This window comes from Actinomyces urogenitalis (assembly GCF_002861525.1).
Taxonomy (GTDB): domain Bacteria; phylum Actinomycetota; class Actinomycetes; order Actinomycetales; family Actinomycetaceae; genus Actinomyces; species Actinomyces urogenitalis.
In genome coordinates, this window is the sequence record NZ_PKHA01000009.1 from 89,547 (window position 1) to 106,499 (window position 16,953).

Annotated in this window: 14 protein-coding genes and 1 riboswitch; of the genes, 5 read left to right on the plus strand and 9 right to left on the minus strand. The window is 69.5% G+C overall.

The window, feature by feature from the left end; genetic code table 11:
• The first annotated feature begins 321 nt into the window (after positions 1-321).
• The 3 genes from CYJ26_RS08625 (at position 322) to CYJ26_RS08630 (ending at position 3,989) form a co-directional block, all read left to right on the plus strand.
• Entirely contained in the window at positions 322-1,053 is a 732-nt protein-coding gene (locus CYJ26_RS08625; protein ID WP_006549223.1) for a hypothetical protein, read from the plus strand.
• Between the two features lie 233 nt (positions 1,054-1,286).
• The gene (locus CYJ26_RS10745) at positions 1,287-1,427 is read left to right on the plus strand and encodes a hypothetical protein (protein WP_006549222.1); all 141 of its coding nucleotides are present in this window, start codon (positions 1,287-1,289) and stop codon (positions 1,425-1,427) included.
• Positions 1,428-1,622: 195 nt separating this feature from the next.
• On the plus strand, positions 1,623-3,989 hold the full coding sequence (locus CYJ26_RS08630; protein WP_006549221.1) for a glycogen/starch/alpha-glucan phosphorylase: 2,367 nt from the start codon (positions 1,623-1,625) through the stop codon (positions 3,987-3,989).
• A 150-nt stretch (positions 3,990-4,139) separates the two neighbouring features.
• Here CYJ26_RS08630 and CYJ26_RS08635 read toward each other — a convergent pair whose 3' ends face one another.
• From CYJ26_RS08635 to CYJ26_RS10750, 3 genes are all read right to left on the minus strand, one after another.
• A complete protein-coding gene (locus CYJ26_RS08635) occupies positions 4,140-5,114 on the minus strand; it encodes a tetratricopeptide repeat protein (protein ID WP_101638273.1) in 975 nt (324 codons plus the stop codon).
• Between the two features lie 75 nt (positions 5,115-5,189).
• On the minus strand, positions 5,190-6,206 hold the full coding sequence (locus CYJ26_RS08640; RefSeq protein ID WP_180950877.1) for a DUF8094 domain-containing protein: 1,017 nt from the start codon (positions 6,204-6,206) through the stop codon (positions 5,190-5,192).
• Complete coding sequence (locus CYJ26_RS10750; protein ID WP_101638275.1) at positions 6,206-7,600, minus strand: hypothetical protein; 1,395 nt, start codon at positions 7,598-7,600, stop codon at positions 6,206-6,208. Before CYJ26_RS10750 ends, CYJ26_RS08640 begins: the two co-directional genes overlap by 1 nt.
• Before the next feature lie 385 nt (positions 7,601-7,985).
• Here CYJ26_RS10750 and CYJ26_RS08650 point away from each other — a divergent pair, with 385 nt between their 5' ends.
• Positions 7,986-9,488, plus strand: coding sequence for a coiled-coil domain-containing protein (locus CYJ26_RS08650; protein WP_101638276.1), 1,503 nt, complete (start codon positions 7,986-7,988; stop codon positions 9,486-9,488).
• Positions 9,489-9,509: 21 nt separating this feature from the next.
• Here the strand turns inward: CYJ26_RS08650 and CYJ26_RS08655 are convergent, their stop codons facing one another.
• Complete coding sequence (locus tag CYJ26_RS08655; protein WP_006549215.1) at positions 9,510-9,875, minus strand: GntR family transcriptional regulator; 366 nt, start codon at positions 9,873-9,875, stop codon at positions 9,510-9,512.
• Between the two features lie 80 nt (positions 9,876-9,955).
• On the opposite strand from CYJ26_RS08655, the gene CYJ26_RS08660 reads away from it, so the two are divergent.
• Entirely contained in the window at positions 9,956-10,429 is a 474-nt protein-coding gene (locus CYJ26_RS08660) for a hypothetical protein (RefSeq protein ID WP_006549214.1), read from the plus strand.
• 292 nt (positions 10,430-10,721) lie between these two features.
• Here CYJ26_RS08660 and CYJ26_RS08665 read toward each other — a convergent pair whose 3' ends face one another.
• The 5 genes from CYJ26_RS08665 to purH form a co-directional block, all read right to left on the minus strand.
• Positions 10,722-11,012, minus strand: coding sequence for a hypothetical protein (locus tag CYJ26_RS08665; protein WP_101638277.1), 291 nt, complete (start codon positions 11,010-11,012; stop codon positions 10,722-10,724).
• Between the two features lie 354 nt (positions 11,013-11,366).
• Positions 11,367-12,356 carry a malate dehydrogenase gene (locus tag CYJ26_RS08670; RefSeq protein WP_006549212.1) on the minus strand — a complete coding sequence of 330 codons (990 nt, stop codon included), beginning with the start codon at positions 12,354-12,356 and terminating at the stop codon, positions 11,367-11,369.
• Positions 12,357-12,929: 573 nt separating this feature from the next.
• Positions 12,930-14,258: a dicarboxylate/amino acid:cation symporter gene (locus CYJ26_RS08675; protein ID WP_006549211.1), complete on the minus strand. Its 1,329-nt coding sequence runs from the start codon at positions 14,256-14,258 to the stop codon at positions 12,930-12,932.
• 214 nt (positions 14,259-14,472) lie between these two features.
• The gene (locus tag CYJ26_RS08680) at positions 14,473-14,826 is read right to left on the minus strand and encodes a DUF3017 domain-containing protein (protein ID WP_082144820.1); all 354 of its coding nucleotides are present in this window, start codon (positions 14,824-14,826) and stop codon (positions 14,473-14,475) included.
• 87 nt (positions 14,827-14,913) lie between these two features.
• Entirely contained in the window at positions 14,914-16,665 is a 1,752-nt protein-coding gene (purH, locus tag CYJ26_RS08685) for a bifunctional phosphoribosylaminoimidazolecarboxamide formyltransferase/IMP cyclohydrolase (RefSeq protein WP_101638278.1), read from the minus strand.
• 24 nt (positions 16,666-16,689) lie between these two features.
• A riboswitch (ZMP/ZTP riboswitch) is annotated at positions 16,690-16,776 on the minus strand.
• Between the last annotated feature and the right edge of the window lie 177 nt (positions 16,777-16,953).

The window sequence follows — 16,953 nt, forward strand, 5'->3', positions numbered from 1 at the left end:
CCACTCCGTCTCAGGCGGCACCGTTTCCTCTGAGCTCACACAACGCCGCGACCGCACCGACCGCTCCTGGACCAGCAGGCGCTCCGGCCCGGCTCCAGCCGCTCAGCTCAGCCTCGTCAGCCCCCCGCTTTCACGCCGTCGGCCGCCACGGCCCCAGGCTCGACGGCGCAGGCGCCAGGTCCCGCAAGACCGTCCAGCTTCCCGGGGGCTCCGGGACAGGGAGGGATGCCAGGCCAGCCTGCGCAGTCAGGTGCCCCGTTCCAGCCCGGGCAGCCGGGTCAACCAGGGCAGCCGGGCCAACCCGGACAGCCCGCCGAACCCATGTACCCGGGCCAACCCGGTCAGGCTCGCCCGTCCTCCCGCCCGAGTTCGGGCACCATCGTCGCGATCGCGCTCGGCGCCCTCCTCCTCATCCTCATCCTGGCTGGCGGAGGGCTGTGGTGGGCCAAGTCCCAGCACACCGCCGAGGCCCTTGTCCGTGACTACGTCGAGGCGATCGCTGATGGCCGGGCAGATGATGCCACCGACATGATTCCCCTCATGGACTCTGGGGACGTAGACCTGACCTACCTGCGCGACAGCTACCTTCTCAACGCCGACTCCCGCATCACGATCGACCGGGTCTGGACCTCGCAGGCCCCCGACGGCGCGCAGGCCGTGGTCAGCGTCGGCTACAGCCTGGACGGGGCCTCCTACCGCTTCGACTTCGAGGTGGTGCGCACAGGCAAGACCCTGGGGATCCTCGATCACTGGGAGATCCGCACCCCCATGGTCAGCCAGATGAGTATTGCCACGGGAGGGATCGACTACTACGTCTTCAGTGGCGGCTCAAGCTACCTCGATACCAACAGCACGTTGACCTACTTCGTCTATCCGGCCCTCTACTCCCTCACGCTCAGCAACGCGGGCATCGAGGACACGATCCCTGTCCAGGCAGCAGCGCAGCCAGACGCCATCTCATCGACGCAGACCACGAGCTGGGGCTGGACTCCGGCTCCGGCGGATCCAGCTCGTCTGACGGCTCCAACGGCTCCACCAGCGGTGATTCCCTGACCTCCACGGACGCCGGATCCTCCCAGACCCTTGACGTCAGCAGGTATGAGTCCCAGGCGCTGGCGGCGGCGGTCGACTTCGTCAACACCTGTGGCTCAGTCAAGGACGCCGCGAACCTCACCGCCTCCTGCCCCACCGAGGTCCGTAGCACGAGCCTGTACTGGCTCAAGACCACGCAGACCCCCACCAAGATCGTCTCGACCTCGGGCTCCCGCTTCACCACGGACGAGGCGGTGATCGAGGTCCAGGAGATCGCGACAGACGCCAACCCCAACCCACCCAGGATCAACCTGCGTTTCACCGTCACCGGCACGATGACCATGGATTCCTCGGGCCAGCCCAGCTTCGCGCTGTCCTACTCCTACGCGAGCTAGCAGGTTGGTCAGGCCCCTCACCCACGCACCTGCACACTCGCCGTCAGGAGGAGCTGGCGCCGACGCCGTCCGGTGGAGTTTCGCCGTCGGCCAGGCTTTGTGCCCAGGCAGATTTCAGCCACAGCAGGTAGGCTGTACACGTTGCTGCAAGCAGTTTCAGCAACGTTCATCCGTCGTATGGACAAGGGATAGACAATGACGCAGAACCTGGCCTCCACCGTGCCCTCTCAGGTGCGGGCGGTTTCCGGGCACCCCGCTGGCGCCTCCACGGAGATGGAGGTCTGGCAGGGGCTGTCGGCCGCCGTCGTCGATGCCATCGCGGACAACTGGTACGCCACCGAGCAGCGCTACCGGGCCGGCCGCATGGAGCACTACTTCTCCGCCGAGTTTCTCATGGGACGCGCCCTGCTCAACAACCTGACCAACCTCGGGCTCGTTGACGAGGCCGCCAAGGCCGTGGACTCCTTCGGCCGTAACCTCAGCGACGTCCTGGAGCAGGAGCCTGATGCAGCACTGGGCAACGGAGGCCTGGGCCGCCTGGCTGCCTGCTTCCTTGACTCCTGCGCCACCCTGGACCTGCCGGTGGCCGGCTACGGCATCCTCTACCGCTACGGCCTGTTCAAGCAGCTCTTCTCTGACGGCTTCCAGACCGAGCACCCCGACGCCTGGATGGAGGAGGGCTACCCCTTCGTCATCCGTCGTGAGGAGGCTCAGCGCATCGTCCGTTACAACGACCTGACCGTGCGCGCCATCCCCTACGACATGCCGATCACCGGCTACGGCACGAAGAACGTGGGCACCCTGCGCCTGTGGAAGGCCGAGAGCATGGAGGAGTTCGACTACGACGCCTTCAACTCCCAGCGCTTTACCGACGCGATCGTCGAGCGCGAGCGGACCGCGGACATCTCCCGCGTCCTCTACCCCAATGACACCACCTACGAGGGCAAGCTCCTGCGCGTGCGCCAGCAGTACTTCTTCTGCTCCGCCTCCCTGCAGGAGATCGTCGAGAACTACGTGACCCACCACGGTGAGGACCTGCGCGGATTCTCCGACTACAACGCCATCCAGCTCAATGACACCCACCCGGTGCTCGCCATCCCCGAGCTCATGCGCATCCTCATGGACGAGCACGGCCTGGGCTGGGACGACGCCTGGGCCGAGGTCACCAAGACCTTCGCCTACACCAACCACACCGTGCTGGCCGAGGCCCTGGAGACCTGGGAGATCTCCATCTTCGAGCGCCTGTTCCCGCGCGTGCTGGAGATCATCTACGAGATCGACCGTCGCTTCCGCCTGGATCTGGCCGAGCGCGGCGTGGACGAGGGCACCATCGACTACATGTCCCCGGTCCACGGCGGCATGGTCCACATGGCCTGGATCGCCTGCTACGCCTCCTACTCCATCAACGGCGTGGCCGCGCTGCACACCGAGATCATCAAGCGTGACACCCTCAAGCAGTGGCACGCGATCTGGCCCGAGCGCTTCAACAACAAGACCAATGGCGTGACCCCGCGCCGCTGGCTGCGCCAGTGCAACCCGCGTCTGTCCGCCCTGCTGGACGAGGTCACCGGCTCGGACGAGTGGGTGCGGGACCTGTCCATCCTGGCTCAGTACACCGACGCCGCAGACGAGACCGTCCTGGACCGCTTGGCGCAGGTCAAGCACGCCAACAAGGTGGACTTCGCTGCCTGGGTGGCCGCTCGCGAGGGCGTGGAGATCGACCCTGACGCCGTCTTCGACGTCCAGATCAAGCGCCTGCACGAGTACAAGCGCCAGCTCCTCAACGCCCTGTACATCCTGGACCTGTACTTCCGGATGAAGGAGGACCCGACGCTGGAGGTGCCCAAGCGCGTCTTCATCTTCGGCGCCAAGGCCGCCCCCGGCTACATCCGGGCCAAGGCCATCATCAAGCTCATCAACGCCATCGCTGAGCTCGTCAACAACGACCCCGTGGTCTCCCAGACGATCAAGGTCGTCTTCATCCACAACTACAACGTCTCCCCGGCTGAGCACATCATCCCGGCCGCCGACGTCTCCGAGCAGATCTCGATGGCCGGTAAGGAGGCCTCGGGTACCTCGAACATGAAGTTCATGATGAACGGGGCGCTGACGCTGGGCACGCTGGACGGGGCGAACGTCGAGATCCTGGACGCCGTGGGTGAGGACAACGCCTACATCTTCGGCGCCACCGACGACGAGCTGCCCACCCTGCGCGCCAGCTACGACCCGGTAGCCACCTACCAGACGGTCCCCGGCCTCAAGCGCGTCCTGGACGCCCTGACCGACGGCACGCTCCACGACAACGGCTCGGGCTGGTTCGCCGACCTGCGCCGCAGCCTGCTCGAGCCCAGCCACGAGCCGGCCGACGTCTACTACGTGCTCGGCGACTTCGCGGCCTACCGCGAGGCCAAGGACCGTATGGCGGCCGACTACGCCGACCAGCGCGCCTGGCAGCGCAAGGCCTGGATCAACATCACCCGCTCGGGCCGCTTCTCCTCCGACCGCACGATCAGCGACTACGCCCGCGAGGTGTGGAAGCTGACCCCGGAGCCGATCGCCTGATCCACTGGCCGCGTCTAGATCGCCTCTAGACCGACCCTTCATGTGAGAGACCGGCACCTACAGAGCTTGTAGGTGCCGGTCTCTCACATGAAGGGTCGGTTCAGATCCCAGGTCAGACTAGAACTCAGGTGTCAGGCCAGAGCACAGGCCTCAGAACAGCAGCGTGGCCAGCTGGCGGCGCGCCCGGGCAACCTCAGGGGTCTGCTGCCCGATGACGTCGAAGAGCTGGAGCAGCCGCACACGCGCCGTCTCCCGCTCCTGCCCGCTGTGGGAACGCACGGCATCCAGGGCGCGCCCCAGGGCACCGTTGACGTCCCCCAGCGCCAGCGCGGCGTCGGCACCGGCCAGCTGCGCCTCGACGTCGGCACCGTCGGCGTCAGCAGCAGCCAGCAGCGCGTTGGGGTCCTTGCCGTCCATCCGCGCGAGCATCCGGATCTGGTCACGCGCAACCTTGAGCTGATCGTCGCCGGGGTTCTGGGCGATGGCGTGGTCGTAAACCTCGATCGCGGCGTCAAAGTCACCCCGCTCAATCGCCTCGCGGGCCTCGCGCTCCACCTCGGTCTCCTCCGGCTCGGCCGGCTCAGCCTCGGGCGCACCGTCGACGGCGATGCGCCCGGTCACGCCGTTGGCCGCAGCCACCTGCAGGAGCTGGTCAAGCAACCCGCGCAGCTGGTCCTCGGGCATGGCGCCCTGGAACAACGGCATGGGCTGGCCAGCCAGCAGGGCGATCGCCGTGGGCACGGCCGTGGCCTGGAGGGCCTGCGCCACCTCAGGGGCGGCGTCGACGTCGACCCTCGCCAGCTCGAAGCGGCCGCCGTACTCGGTGGCCAGCTTCTCCAGCAGGCACGCCAACTCGGTGGAGGCCTGCGAGCGCGGGGTGTGGAGAACCACGACCACCGGCACCTGCGTGGAGACCTCAGCAACGTCACGCAGGTTCGTGGCGTCAATATCGACCACGAGCGGGGCCGGCAGAACCGGTCCCTCGCCGCCGGCAGCCCCGGCCTGCGGGCCGCCGGCGCCTGCAGCACCCGCCGCACCGCCCGGGCCTCCCGCCGCGCCGCCCCCAGCACCGGCGCCCTGGCGCGGTGCGAGGGAGGACAGGTCAACGGCTCCGAACATGCTCATCTGACGTTCTTCTTTCTTCCTGGTCCTGTGGCCACACGCTCATCCCGGTCAGGCACTGCCGCCGGGCGAGCATCCTTACTCAGACTCCTGGGGCGCGGCGGCGTCGTCGCGCGAGGCCGAGGCGAGCACGAGGTCCGCACCCAGCACCACCGCCGATCCCCCAGCCTCAGCCGAGGGGATCGAGAAGGCGATCATGACGTCGTAGGAGGCGGTCACGGTACCACGCACCTCAGTGTCACCGCCCAAAAGCTTGCCGACGTTCCCGCCGACGTTGAGCGTTGAGCCAGCCACGGTCTTGGTGTAGGTGGTGGCGAAGGACAGGGTCGTGGCCACCAGCGCCCCGCCCTCGGTGGTGCGCAGCCCCTTGAAACCGTCCTGGCCGGCGGTGGCGGTCACGGAGACCGTGCCCATGCCGGACAGGTCGACGCCGCGCTCGGAAGCCACGCGCTGGCGCAGGGAGTCGTCAGCAAAGCCCAGGGAGTTGTCCCCCTCCGGGTTGTTGAGGAGCTCGATATAGGCGGCCAGGACCTCCTGCGGGGTCGCCACGAGCCCCGTGGAGTCGGCGTCGACCTGCTCCGAGCCCACCGAGGCGGTGGAGGTGGCCGGCACCTCGACGCCGGCGAACAGACGCGCCCAGGACCACAGCTCGAAGCTGTCACGGGCCGTGTCCTGAGACAGGACGAGCAGGTAGGGCGGCTCGGTGTCTGAGACGGGCTCAGTGATGGTCAGGGCCGCCCGCGGGAAGCCAGCGGTCAGCCCCACCGCGCCGGCCTGGCTGGTGGTGGAGAAGGCGTGGATGAGGGAGTCGTCCCCCGCGGCCTGGGCGACGGCGTACTCGGCCGCGCGGACACGGGCGGCCGGTCCGGTGAGATAGCCGGCCAGGGCCTCGCGGTTCTTGGCGGAGTCCGCCGAGGACAGCCCCTGATCAATGCGCTCCAGGATCGCCGTGAGGCGATCGGCGTCCAGGACCGGGCGCGGGGTGGCACTCGTGATGACCGACGGCGTCGCAGGCACGTCCTGCGAGCAGGCGGCAAGCGTGGCGGCAGCGGCGGTGGCCGCGGCGCCGAGAAGGAAGTGGCGGCGGGTAGTCATCAGGCGTTCTCCTCACCCTCTGCGGCCGGGTCCACAGGGTCGATAACGGCGGTGTCCTGGCCGGCGCCCTCGTGCGCGGCGGACTGCGGCGCCTCGGCGTCGTCGGCTTCCTCAGCCTCCTCACCCTCCGGCGTGGCCTCAGGCTCAGCAGACTCGCTCGCCTCGGTGTCCTGGAGGGACTCAGCCGGGGCCTCGTCAGCCAGGCTCAGTGCCTCGGTAGTCTCCAGCTCGCGGCCGGCGCGCAGGGCGCGCACCGTCTCCTCGTCCAGGCTCGGGACGACGGCGGAGCCTCGCGGCGCGCCGGCGGCCTCCAGGGCCTCCTCGTCCGTCACGGGCTCGGCAGGCAGCTCAGTCTCCGTCCTCGCCTCCAAGCCGGCCTCCAGGCCGGGCTCCTGGGCGTCAGCCGACTGCGAGGAGCCCGCAGTCTCGTCAGCCTGGGGGACGGCCGGGGCGGCCACGCCGTCGACGTAGACGATGCCGGTGCGCGGGTCGATCCACTCCTCGCCGGCGGCCTCAGCGCGCTCCTTGTCCCGCACCTCGCGGCGGGTGAGCGGGCGGTTGGGGTCGTTGACGGCCGGGATGCCCATGGTGGCGGTCGAGTCTGCCGTGGCCAGGCGGGCGGCGCGCTCGGCGGCGCGCTGACGGCGCTGCTCGTCGGCGTGACGCATCTGGATGTCCAGCAGCAGGCCGAAGACGCCCAGCAGGATGAGGATGCCGCCGATGACCAGGCCCGGGATCAGCCAGGGCGTGGACACCGAGCGGGACCAGGTCAGGGTGAGCGTCGGCGCGGCGGCGCTGCCGTCCGTGGCGGCCAGGACCACGAGGTCGGAGTCCGTGGCGTCCAGGTCCATGGTCGCGGTGTCCGCCTCGGTGACCGAGGTCTGCCACACATCCGCGCCCGCCGGGTCAGCGCCCGAGCTGGTCAGCGCCGTGCAGCCCGCAGAAGCGGTGGCGGCCTCCCTCGGCGCGGCAGAGGCAGCCTCGCTGGCCTCCTCGGTGGCGGTTGAGGAAGCCGCGTCCGTGGCGCTGGCGCTCGCCGTCGCCGTCGGGTCTGCCTCGCAGCGCTCGGTGACCTCGGTGGTGGCCAGGGTCTTCCAGTCCTTCAGACCGGTCACTGAGAGGTACGGGTCGTCAGCGAGCCAGGCGTGGGCGTCAGCAGAGTAGCCCACGGCCAGGGTGACGTCCTGGCCCTGCGAGGTCGCGGTGACGGTGACGTCAGAGTTGACCAGTCCCAGGACGCCGGGCTCGACCAGGACGTAGGGCTGGTCGGTGGTGGCTGGCAGGGTCGCCTCGGCGGTCGAGCTCGGACGCCACACGGTGGCGGAGCACACGGCCAGGGCGATGACGACCAGTCCTGCGGCAGCGGCGATCGCACTCACGATACGTCGGTTCACGACGCGGTCTCCTTGCTTTAACGGACAGGGGCCCGACGCACCCGCCGCGAGGGCGGCTGGGGCGAGGCTGGGTGGCCGCACAGGAGGCGTGCTCCCGGGTCCACCTGGGCACTTCGGACAATCCAGAATCCCACGCGAGCGACCTTGGCGCAGCAATGACGGGCAAGATCACAGGATCCTGCGCCCTGAGCGGAACGACTCACAGTCCCGCTCCGGCCCGTCCTTCACCTCCAGGCCGCTCGTCCCGACGGCGTCGGCCGGCTCCGGCAGAGCGCCGCCGGCAAGCCCGGCCACGCCAGTTGGCACCGAAACAGCACAACGACGCCCGTCCCCGATACCCTGTCCTCGCAGACGGCGCGCGGCCGTCAGGAGAGAGGACACAGACGTGACTGACGGGACCGAGGCCTTCACGATCACGATGCGCGGTTACGACCGCGCCCAGGTTGACCAGCGGATCGAGACCCTGCGGCGTCAGCTCGCTGACGCCCGCCGCGAGGTCGAGAGCCTGGACCAGCGCACGATGACGTTGGCCGGCGAGCTTGCCGATGCCCAGCGCCGCCTGCGCGAGACGGACACCCCCTCCTACGCGGGCCTCGGGTCGCGGATCGAGCAGCTGCTGCGCAGTGCCGAGGAGCAGTCGGCCACGGTCCTGTCCAAGGCCAACGCCGAGGCCGAGACCCTCCTGGCCCGCACGCGCACCAACGCCAAGCGCGTGAGCGAGCAGGCTTCCACCGAGTCCGCCACGCTCCTGTCCGACGCCCGCCGCGACGCTGCCGAGCTGCGCTCTCAGGCCGAGGCGGAGTCCTCCACGACGCTGGCCAACGCCACGGCCCGGGCCGAGGAGATGGTCGCCTCCGCCCAGCGCAAGGCTGACCAGGTCACCGCCAAGGCGCAGGCTGAGGCCACCACCGTGCGTGACAGCGCCGAGCGTGAGGCCCAGCTCGTCGTCGCCCAGGCGAAGAAGGAGGCCACCGAGCTGCAGATCTCCGCCGAGCGCGAGGCCGCTGAGACCCGCCGCGCCGCCACGGCTGAGGCCGATGAGCTGCGTGCCACGAGCACCGAGGAGGCCGAGAAGCTTCGCTCTACCACGGCGGCTGAGGCCTCCACGCTGCTGGACAAGGCTCGCGCGGAGGCTGAGGCCCTGCGCCGCGAGGCCAAGGAGGAGACCACGACGCTGCGCCGCGCGGCCACTGCCGAGGCCGAGGCCGCGCGTGCGGAGGCCACCGAGCTGCGCCAGCAGACCAGCCTGGAGATCGCGGCCCAGCACGAGGCCGCTGCCCAGGAGGACTCCGACGCGCACAAGGCTGCGGCCGAGCGCATCCGCGTCATGAACGAGCAGGCTCAGCAGCAGGCTGAGGAGGCTGAGGCTCGCCTCCAGGAGGCGATTGAGCGCGCCGAGGCCGTGCGTGTGCGGACCGACGCTGAGGCCCGCGACCGCCAGGCCGAGGCTGAGCGCCAGTCAGAGCAGATCCTGCAGGCCGCTCGTGCGCAGGCGGCTCAGATGCTGGAGTCCGCACGCGCCGACGGCGAGGCGCGCCTGTCTGCCGCCGAACGTCAGGTCGAGGAGCTCGAGCGCCAGCGCGACTCGGTGGCCAGCTACCTGGAGGAGATGCGCGGGGTCCTGGGCAACGCGGTGCCGCAGGTGCCGGTCTTCTCCGACGTCATCAACCAGGCCCTGCACCCTGCCGAGTCGGCCTCTGCCGCCTCCGCAGCCTCGGCCGGGGAGGCGCGCACACCGGCACCCGCCCCCACGGAGGCGGACCTGGCTGCCGCTCCGGGCGAGGGCGAGCAGACCACCGAGCCGGTGTCCGTTGAGAGCCTGCGCACCGAGCAGGCCGAGGAGCCTGCTTCGAAGGAGGCGACCTCGCAGGACGCGACCGAGGCCTGAGCCAACCGAGGTCTGAGGCCCTCAGGCCGTCCAGACGCGCCGAAGCAGTTCAGCGGCCTCTTCCTGGCTGACTCCCAGAGCACGCATCTGGGTCACGAAGGCGGAGGCCGCTTGCTGCGCCTGGGAGCCCGACTGGTCGCGGACAAAGGTACCCAGGCGTCCGCGTCCCTCGATCACGCCCTCGGCCTCCAGGGTCCGGTAGGCCTTGGCCACCGTGTTGACGGCTAGCCCCAGCTGGTTGGCCAGGGCGCGCGTGGACGGCAGGCGGGTGCCGGCTGCCAGGCTCCCCTCCTCCACCTGACGGCGTAGATCGTGGCAGATCTGGGCGAAAACCGGCTCGGCGGAGGCCGGGTCGACGGCGAGGGCAAGGTCCGGGGAGGTCGTCATGGCACCAGTGTGCGCCACGCCGGACGCCGTCGTGCGCTGGCCGAGGCCGAGACCGCGCCGTCACCCTCTACGCTGAGGCCATGACCGCTGACTCCCCCACGCCCCAGAGCCCTGACGACTCCAGCGAGGACTGGGCCGCACGCCGTCGTGAGGCTGCAGCAGAGCGTGCCCGGCTGCTCCAGGCCCGCCAGGCGGCTGAGCATGAGCGCGCCGGGCGCATCATCGCCCTTTTTCTGCAGGTCGCCCGCGCGGAGGGGCTCGCGCCGCAGCCGCTGCGCGTGCAGGGTTATGGCGGTGGCAGCGCGCGCACCGAGCTCAGTGGCTGGTACCTGCGTGCTGACCAGACGGTCGGCATCGATACCGATGGGCGCTTCTACGTGCTGTCGATGCGCCTGTCACTGCGCGAGAAGCTCATGGGTGCCAAGCCGGTGGCTGAACCTGCCCCGATGACGATCGGCGAGGGCGGCCGCGACGGGGACATCGTGCCGCTGCGTTTCGCCTTGGATCGGCTGCTGCCGGGCTGGGAGGAGCGCTCCCCCGAGCCCCTGCCCTGACCGCCCCGAAGCCCGCCGCCAACACACCGCCACCCCGCCCAACGCCGATTGCGGCGTGCCTTCACCCACGAGTACGTGCTTCCCCGATTCAGACGTGCCCAGGACGACCGCCCACGCACGCCACAATCACCAACCCGTACACCAATCCCCCAAAGCACGCCGCATTCACCAGCACCCAAGCCCCACAGGCACGCCGCAAACCCTCAACGCACGCCACAATCACCCAGCCGCGCACCACTCACCACAACCCCACCGGCCGAAGCCCACCGCCAACGCCTGGGCCGAGCAGCGCTCACCACAGATGGCGTTCCCAGCAGGAGGTGTGCCAGTGCCGGCGCTCTTCCAGCCCACGGTCGGTCCCAAAGAGTGACTCGTTGGACCAGGCCACCACATGCGGCGTCCCCACGATGATGGTGCGATTGCAGGCAGGGCAGGTGTACGGCTTGGAACCGCCCGAGACGTGACGAACGGTGAAGTCAGCTCCCCCAGGACCGGTCTGGGTACGTGGCATCGAGGACAAACGCTCCATCCGCAGCGGGATATGCCCTCCGCTGTAGGGACGCTTAGAGCTTCGCCTGGCCATGAGACCGACTCTAGCCCGCTGCTCAGCGCCGCTGCACCTGCCCCACCCCGTCGCTTCAGGCCCTGGACCGTCGATCACACGGCGCGCAGCATGGGGATCGACTGTTCAGGGCCTGAACCGACGCGAGGGTTCTCCCACCGCACGATCCCCGCAACGCACGCTCGACCGCACCCAGCCCCATCCAACTCCTCCAGCCCAGTTCCCCCAGCCCAACTCCCCCAACGCAACCTCCCCCCCCCCGAAAACACAGGTCCCGGCAGCCGCATACAGCAGCTGCCGGGACCTGTTGCCAGCCCAGGGGCGCTCAGCTCAGCACCCCGGGCTCACACGTGCTCACAGCACATGGAGTGGGACTCAGATGAGGCCCATCTCCTGCACGGCGTGCTTCTCCTCCAGGAGCTCAGCAGCCGAAGCGTCGATCTTGGCGCGGGAGAAGTCGTCAATCTCCAGGCCCTGGACGATCTTCCACTCGCCGTTCTCGCTGACGGCCGGGAAGGAGGAGATGATGCCCTCGGGCACACCATAGGAGCCGTCGGACATGACCGAGGCGGAGGTCCAGGAGTAGTCCTTGACGCCCAGGCACCAGTCACGGACGTGGTCGATCGCGGCCGAGGCAGCCGAGGCAGCCGAGGAGGCGCCGCGAGCGGCGATGATGGCCGCACCACGCTTGGCGACGGTGGGGATGAAGTCCTCCTCGACCCAGGCGCGGTCCGCGAGCAGCTCGGTAACGGGCTGGCCCTTGACGGTGGCGTGGGTCAGGTCCGGGTACTGCGTGGAGGAGTGGTTACCCCAGATGGTGACCTTGTCCAGGTCCGAGACGTGGGCACCGGTCTTGGCGGCCAGCTGGGCCAGGGCGCGGTTGTGGTCCAGGCGGGTCATGGCGGTGAAGCGCGAGGCCGGCACGTCCGGGGCGTGGGAGGCAGCGATGAGGGCGTTGGTGTTGGCCGGGTTGCCCACGACCAGGACCTTGATGTCCTCAGCGGCGCCGGCGTTGATGGCCTCACCCTGGGGGCCGAAGATGCCGCCGTTGGCCGACAGCAGGTCCGAGCGCTCCATGCCGGCCTTACGCGGCATCGAACCAACGAGGAAGGCGATGTTGGCGCCCTCGAAGGCCTTCTTCGGGTCGTCGAAGATGTCGACAGAGCCGAGCGTGGGGAAGGCGGAGTCGAACAGCTCCATGGCCGTGCCCTCGGCGGCCTTGACTGCCTGCGGGATCTCAAGCAGGCGCAGGTTGACGCGCTGGTCCGGGCCGAGCAGGGCGCCGGAGGCGATGCGGAACAGCAGCGCGTAACCGATGTTGCCGGCGGCACCGGTGACGGTGACGTTGACGGGGGCGTTAGCCATGAAGGACTCCTTCTAGGACTGGTTGGACTGACCAGGCCGTGCGCGCACGACCCAGTCACGCGGGCCGCGCGGGGCGCTGCCCATGGAAAAGCCTACGGCCCCGGGGCCGAGCGCGTCAGGGACGATGGGCGGTTCAGCGTTCGCCCGCGGCGTCATCCACGTCACACAGGACGCGCTGAGCTGACGTCTCCAGTATGTCCTCGCCCATGACATGCGCGATCTGAGCCCACAGTATCGATCCTGCACCTCGCCAACGCGAGCTCACGCCCCCGCCCGGGCGCTCCCAGCATCCCAACGAGTTTTTCAAACAACTCGCCAACAACTCCCCACCCGTCTAGCCCGACGGCGAAGCCAACCTTTCCCCGCTATCTCACCAAATCAGCCAGTTCTCCGTAGGTGTTCCACAGTTGTTTGCAGCCCTCGCCCCAACCTCGGTGTCCTAACCTCCGAGCCCCAGGCCCTCTGGCCACCCCAGACGCACTGTCGCCGCCGACGCTCAGGTCACCCTGCGCGTCGACGGCGACAGTATCGAGAAAGACAGCCTCAACCGAGGCCAAGCCAGCCCTAGCTGACCTACTTGTCGGCCTGGCCGTTAGCCTGCGCGGAGGCCGCCAGCGCCTCGGGGCTGACCACGCCCTCCACCGCTACACGGTTGAGGTAGGCAACCCCGTCGAAGGACAGCTCCCGGGTGTTCTCCGGGTCGCCCTCGGCACCGATCTGACCGCCCGCCATCTTGTCGATGACGATCGCGATCGCCCCGTCACCAGTGACGTTGGTCGCCGTACCGAAGGAGTCCAGCGCGATGTAGGTGGCGATCATGAGCGCCACCTGCGCGTCATCAAAGCCGAGCATCGAGGACAGCAGTCCGGTGGCCGCCATGATGGCACCACCGGGCACACCTGGCGCGGCCACCATGGTGATGCCGAGCATGAAGATGAAGCCGGCCCACTGCGTCACGGAGACGTCGATCCCCTGGGTCAGGCAGATGGCGAAGGCAAAGGCGAAGATCTTCGAGGTGGACCCGGCCAGGTGGATCGTGGCGCACAGCGGCACGGTGAAGGAGGCCACCGCGTCAGACACGCCGTTCTTCCTGGTCTGGGCAAGCGTGACCGGAATGGTCGCCGCCGAGGACGAGGTCCCCAGAGCCGTGAGGTAGGCCGGCAGCATGGTGACCAGTGCCTTGACCGGGTTCTTGCGCCCGATCGCCCCAGCCACGCCGTACTGCACGCTGAGGATGACGACCTCCAGCACGAGCACCACAACCACCACGCGCAGCAAGGTGCGCATGATCGCCCAGGCCTCACCGGTGTAGGTGAGGTTCAAGAAGATGCCGAAGATGTGCAGCGGCAGCAGCGGGATGATGATCTTCTCGATGAGCGTGGTGATGATGGCACGGAACTCGATGAAGCCCTTGCGCAGCACACCGCGCGGCACCATGGACATCCCGATGCCGATCACGAAGCTGAGCAGCAGCGCCGTCATGACACCCACGGCCGCAGGCATCTCCACGGTGAAGTAAGTGGTCAGCGCGCTTCCCGGCTCCTCAACGTCGTCCAGGGAGTGCCCTCCCAGCAGGGAGGGGAAGACCGTGGCGCACATGAGGTAGGTGAGGAAGCCGGAGAAGAGGGTAGACCCGTAGGCGATCGCCGTGGTGATCCCGAGCCACTTGCCCGCCCCGCGCCCAAGGTCCGCGATAGCGGGAGTAACCAGGCCGATGATGATCAGCGGGATAGCGAAGTTGAGGAACTGGCTGAACAGGGCGGAGAAGGTCGCGAAGACGCGGCCGATCGCCTCGGGAACCAGAGGGTTACCGCCCACCTTGATCGAGCCCAGGACCAGGGCCAGGATGATGGCGACGATGACCCACACGAGGATCCCGCCCTTGGCAAGGAAACGTCGCAAGGCGGAGGGAGACGTGGATGCTACGGGAGTCTGCGTGCTCGACATGGAGCGCCTTCCGGTCACGGGGATGGGAACGGGCGGCAAACAAGCGCCCTGTGGGGCAGCATCGCATACCGGCTGCTCATCACGACGAGGAGTTTCGCGTGGTGAGCAGCAGTCTATGAGGTCGTGCGCCGCCTCACACGGTGAACAGCAGCTGGCACTCAGGAGGCGCTCAGACGATGGCGGGAAGGGTGGCGTACCAGCTCAGCGCCAGGACCGCTAGTCCCAGCAGGACGCCGAAGGCGACGTCGAAGCCACGCGAGCGGGCGGCGATCCATGTGCCATCGGGCCGCATGATGCGCACGATGGCGAGGACGATCACCTCCAGCCCCAGCCAGATGACGGCGATGCGGTTATAGCCGAGCATGGCGATGAGGGGCACGAGCAGGGTGGCCAGGGCCGTGGCGACCACGGCGAGCGTGGAGTAGGGCTCGTGGTGGCGCTCAGCCCAGCCGGGTCGCTTGTGGCGCAGGCAGGTCTTCTTGCCTGCCCGCTCACGCCCCTGGCCGTCACTCACGCAGGCCATGGTAACGATCCGGCCTGCGTGCGCGGCGACCGGCGGCGGCGCGCCGGGCAGTTTCCCGTGCCCGACGGCGCCGCCCCGGGCCCCGGATCAGTGGGCGAAGTGCCGGTTGCCGGTGAGGTACATAGTCACGCCCGCGGCCTTGGCCGCGGCGATGACCTCCTCGTCGCGGATAGACCCGCCGGGCTGGACCACGGCCTTGACGCCGGCGTCGATGAGCACCTGGAGGCCGTCAGCGAAGGGGAAGAAGGCGTCGGAGGCGGCCACGGCACCGCGGGCGCGCTCGGGCGCCTCGGCGTCCAGGATCTCGGAGGCGTCCGCCCCGCCGACGGCGCCCTTCTCCTGCTTGTCCGCGGCGGCGTCCCCGGTCTCACGCAGGCCCAGGGTGTTGGCGCGCTCGACGGCGAGCTTGCAGGAGTCCACGCGGTTGACCTGTCCCATGCCGACTCCCACAGTGGCCCCGCCCTTGGCGAGCAGGATGGCGTTGGAGCGCACGGAGCGGATGGTCTCCCAGGCGAAGCGCAGGTCTGCCAGGGTCTCCTCGTCCGCGGCCTCGCCGGCCACGAGCTCCCAGCTGGCGGGGTCGGTGTCCCCGGCCTGGTAGGTGTCCCGCTCCTGGATGACGGCGCCGCCGGAGACCTGCTTGATCTCGTAGCCCTCGCGCGTGGGAGGCTCGACGACGAGCAGGCGCAGGTTCTTCTTGGTGGACAGGATCTCGACGGCCTCGTCCTCGAAGGCGGGGGCGGCGACGACCTCGGTGAAGATGGGCTTGACCTGGCGTGCCATCTCGGCGGTGACGGTGGCGTTGGTGGCGATGACGCCGCCATAGGCGGAGACGGGGTCGCAGGCGTGGGCCAGGCGGTGGGCCTCGGCCACGTCCCCGGAGGCGGAGACAGCGATGCCGCAGGGGTTGGCGTGCTTGATGACGGCGACGGTGACGGCGTCACCGTGGTCGTAGGCGGCGCGCACGGCGGCGTCGGTGTCCGTGTAGTTGTTGTAGCTCATGGCCTTGCCGTGGAGCTGGCGGGCACCGGCCACTCCCCCGCGCTCGCCGACGGTGCGGTAGACGGCGGCGGCCTGGTGGGGGTTCTCGCCGTAGCGCAGGGTGTCCAGGCGCTCGTAGCCCACGCCCACGTAGCGGGCGGGTGCGGCCGGCGTGGTGGCGTCGCCGGGCTCCTCGGTCTGCTGGGCGAACCAGGTGGCCACCGCCGCGTCGTAGGCGGCGGTGTGGGCGTAGGCGGCGGCGGCCAGGCGCCGGCGCTGGGCGAGCGTGAAGCCGCCGGCGGCGACGGCCTGGGCGGCCTCGGCGTACTCGGCGGGGTCGGTGAGCACAGCGACGCCCGGGTGGTTCTTGGCGGCGGCGCGGATCATGGAGGGCCCGCCGATGTCGATCTGCTCGACGCAGGCGTCGAAGGGAGCGCCGGAGGCGACGGTGTCCGTGAAGGGGTAGAGGTTGACGACGACGAGGTCGATGGGGGTGACCTCCAGGTCGCTCAGCTGAGCCATGTGCTCGTGCTTGCGGCGGTCGGCGAGGATGCCGGCGTGAACGCGGGGGTGGAGGGTCTTGACGCGGCCCTCCAGGCACTCCGGGAAGCCGGTGACCTGCTCGACGGGCGTGACGGGCAGGCCGGCTCCGGCGATGGTGGCGGCGGTGGAGCCGGTGGAGACGATCTCGACGCCGGCCTCCACGAGGGCGCTGGCGAGCTCGGTCAGGCCCGTCTTGTCGTAGACGGAGATGAGGGCCCGGTGTACGGGGACCTGCTCGGGGTTGATCAGTCCCTCGGTGGGGACGGGCTTGGTGGGCACAGCCTGGGCTGTGGGGACGGACGACGGCGTAGCCATGCGCTCTCCTGGTGCGATCGGTCGGTAGGGCGCCCAGGCGGGCGACGCCCCTTCGGTGGATCGTGGTCGCTCCCCGGTGGTACCCCACCCTCGCCAGTTGCGACCGGGTGGAGTCTATCGCGCACTCTCCCCGCGGGCTGTGGCAGGAGGGCCGACGGCGGTGGGTAGCCGGCAAACGCCGGTGGGGCCGGCGGAGAGAGGATCTCTCCGCCGGCCCCACCGGGTCAGCGTCGGTCTAGTACCGCTCGCGATCAGGCCTCGTCACGACGACGCCGGGCCAGCAGCCCC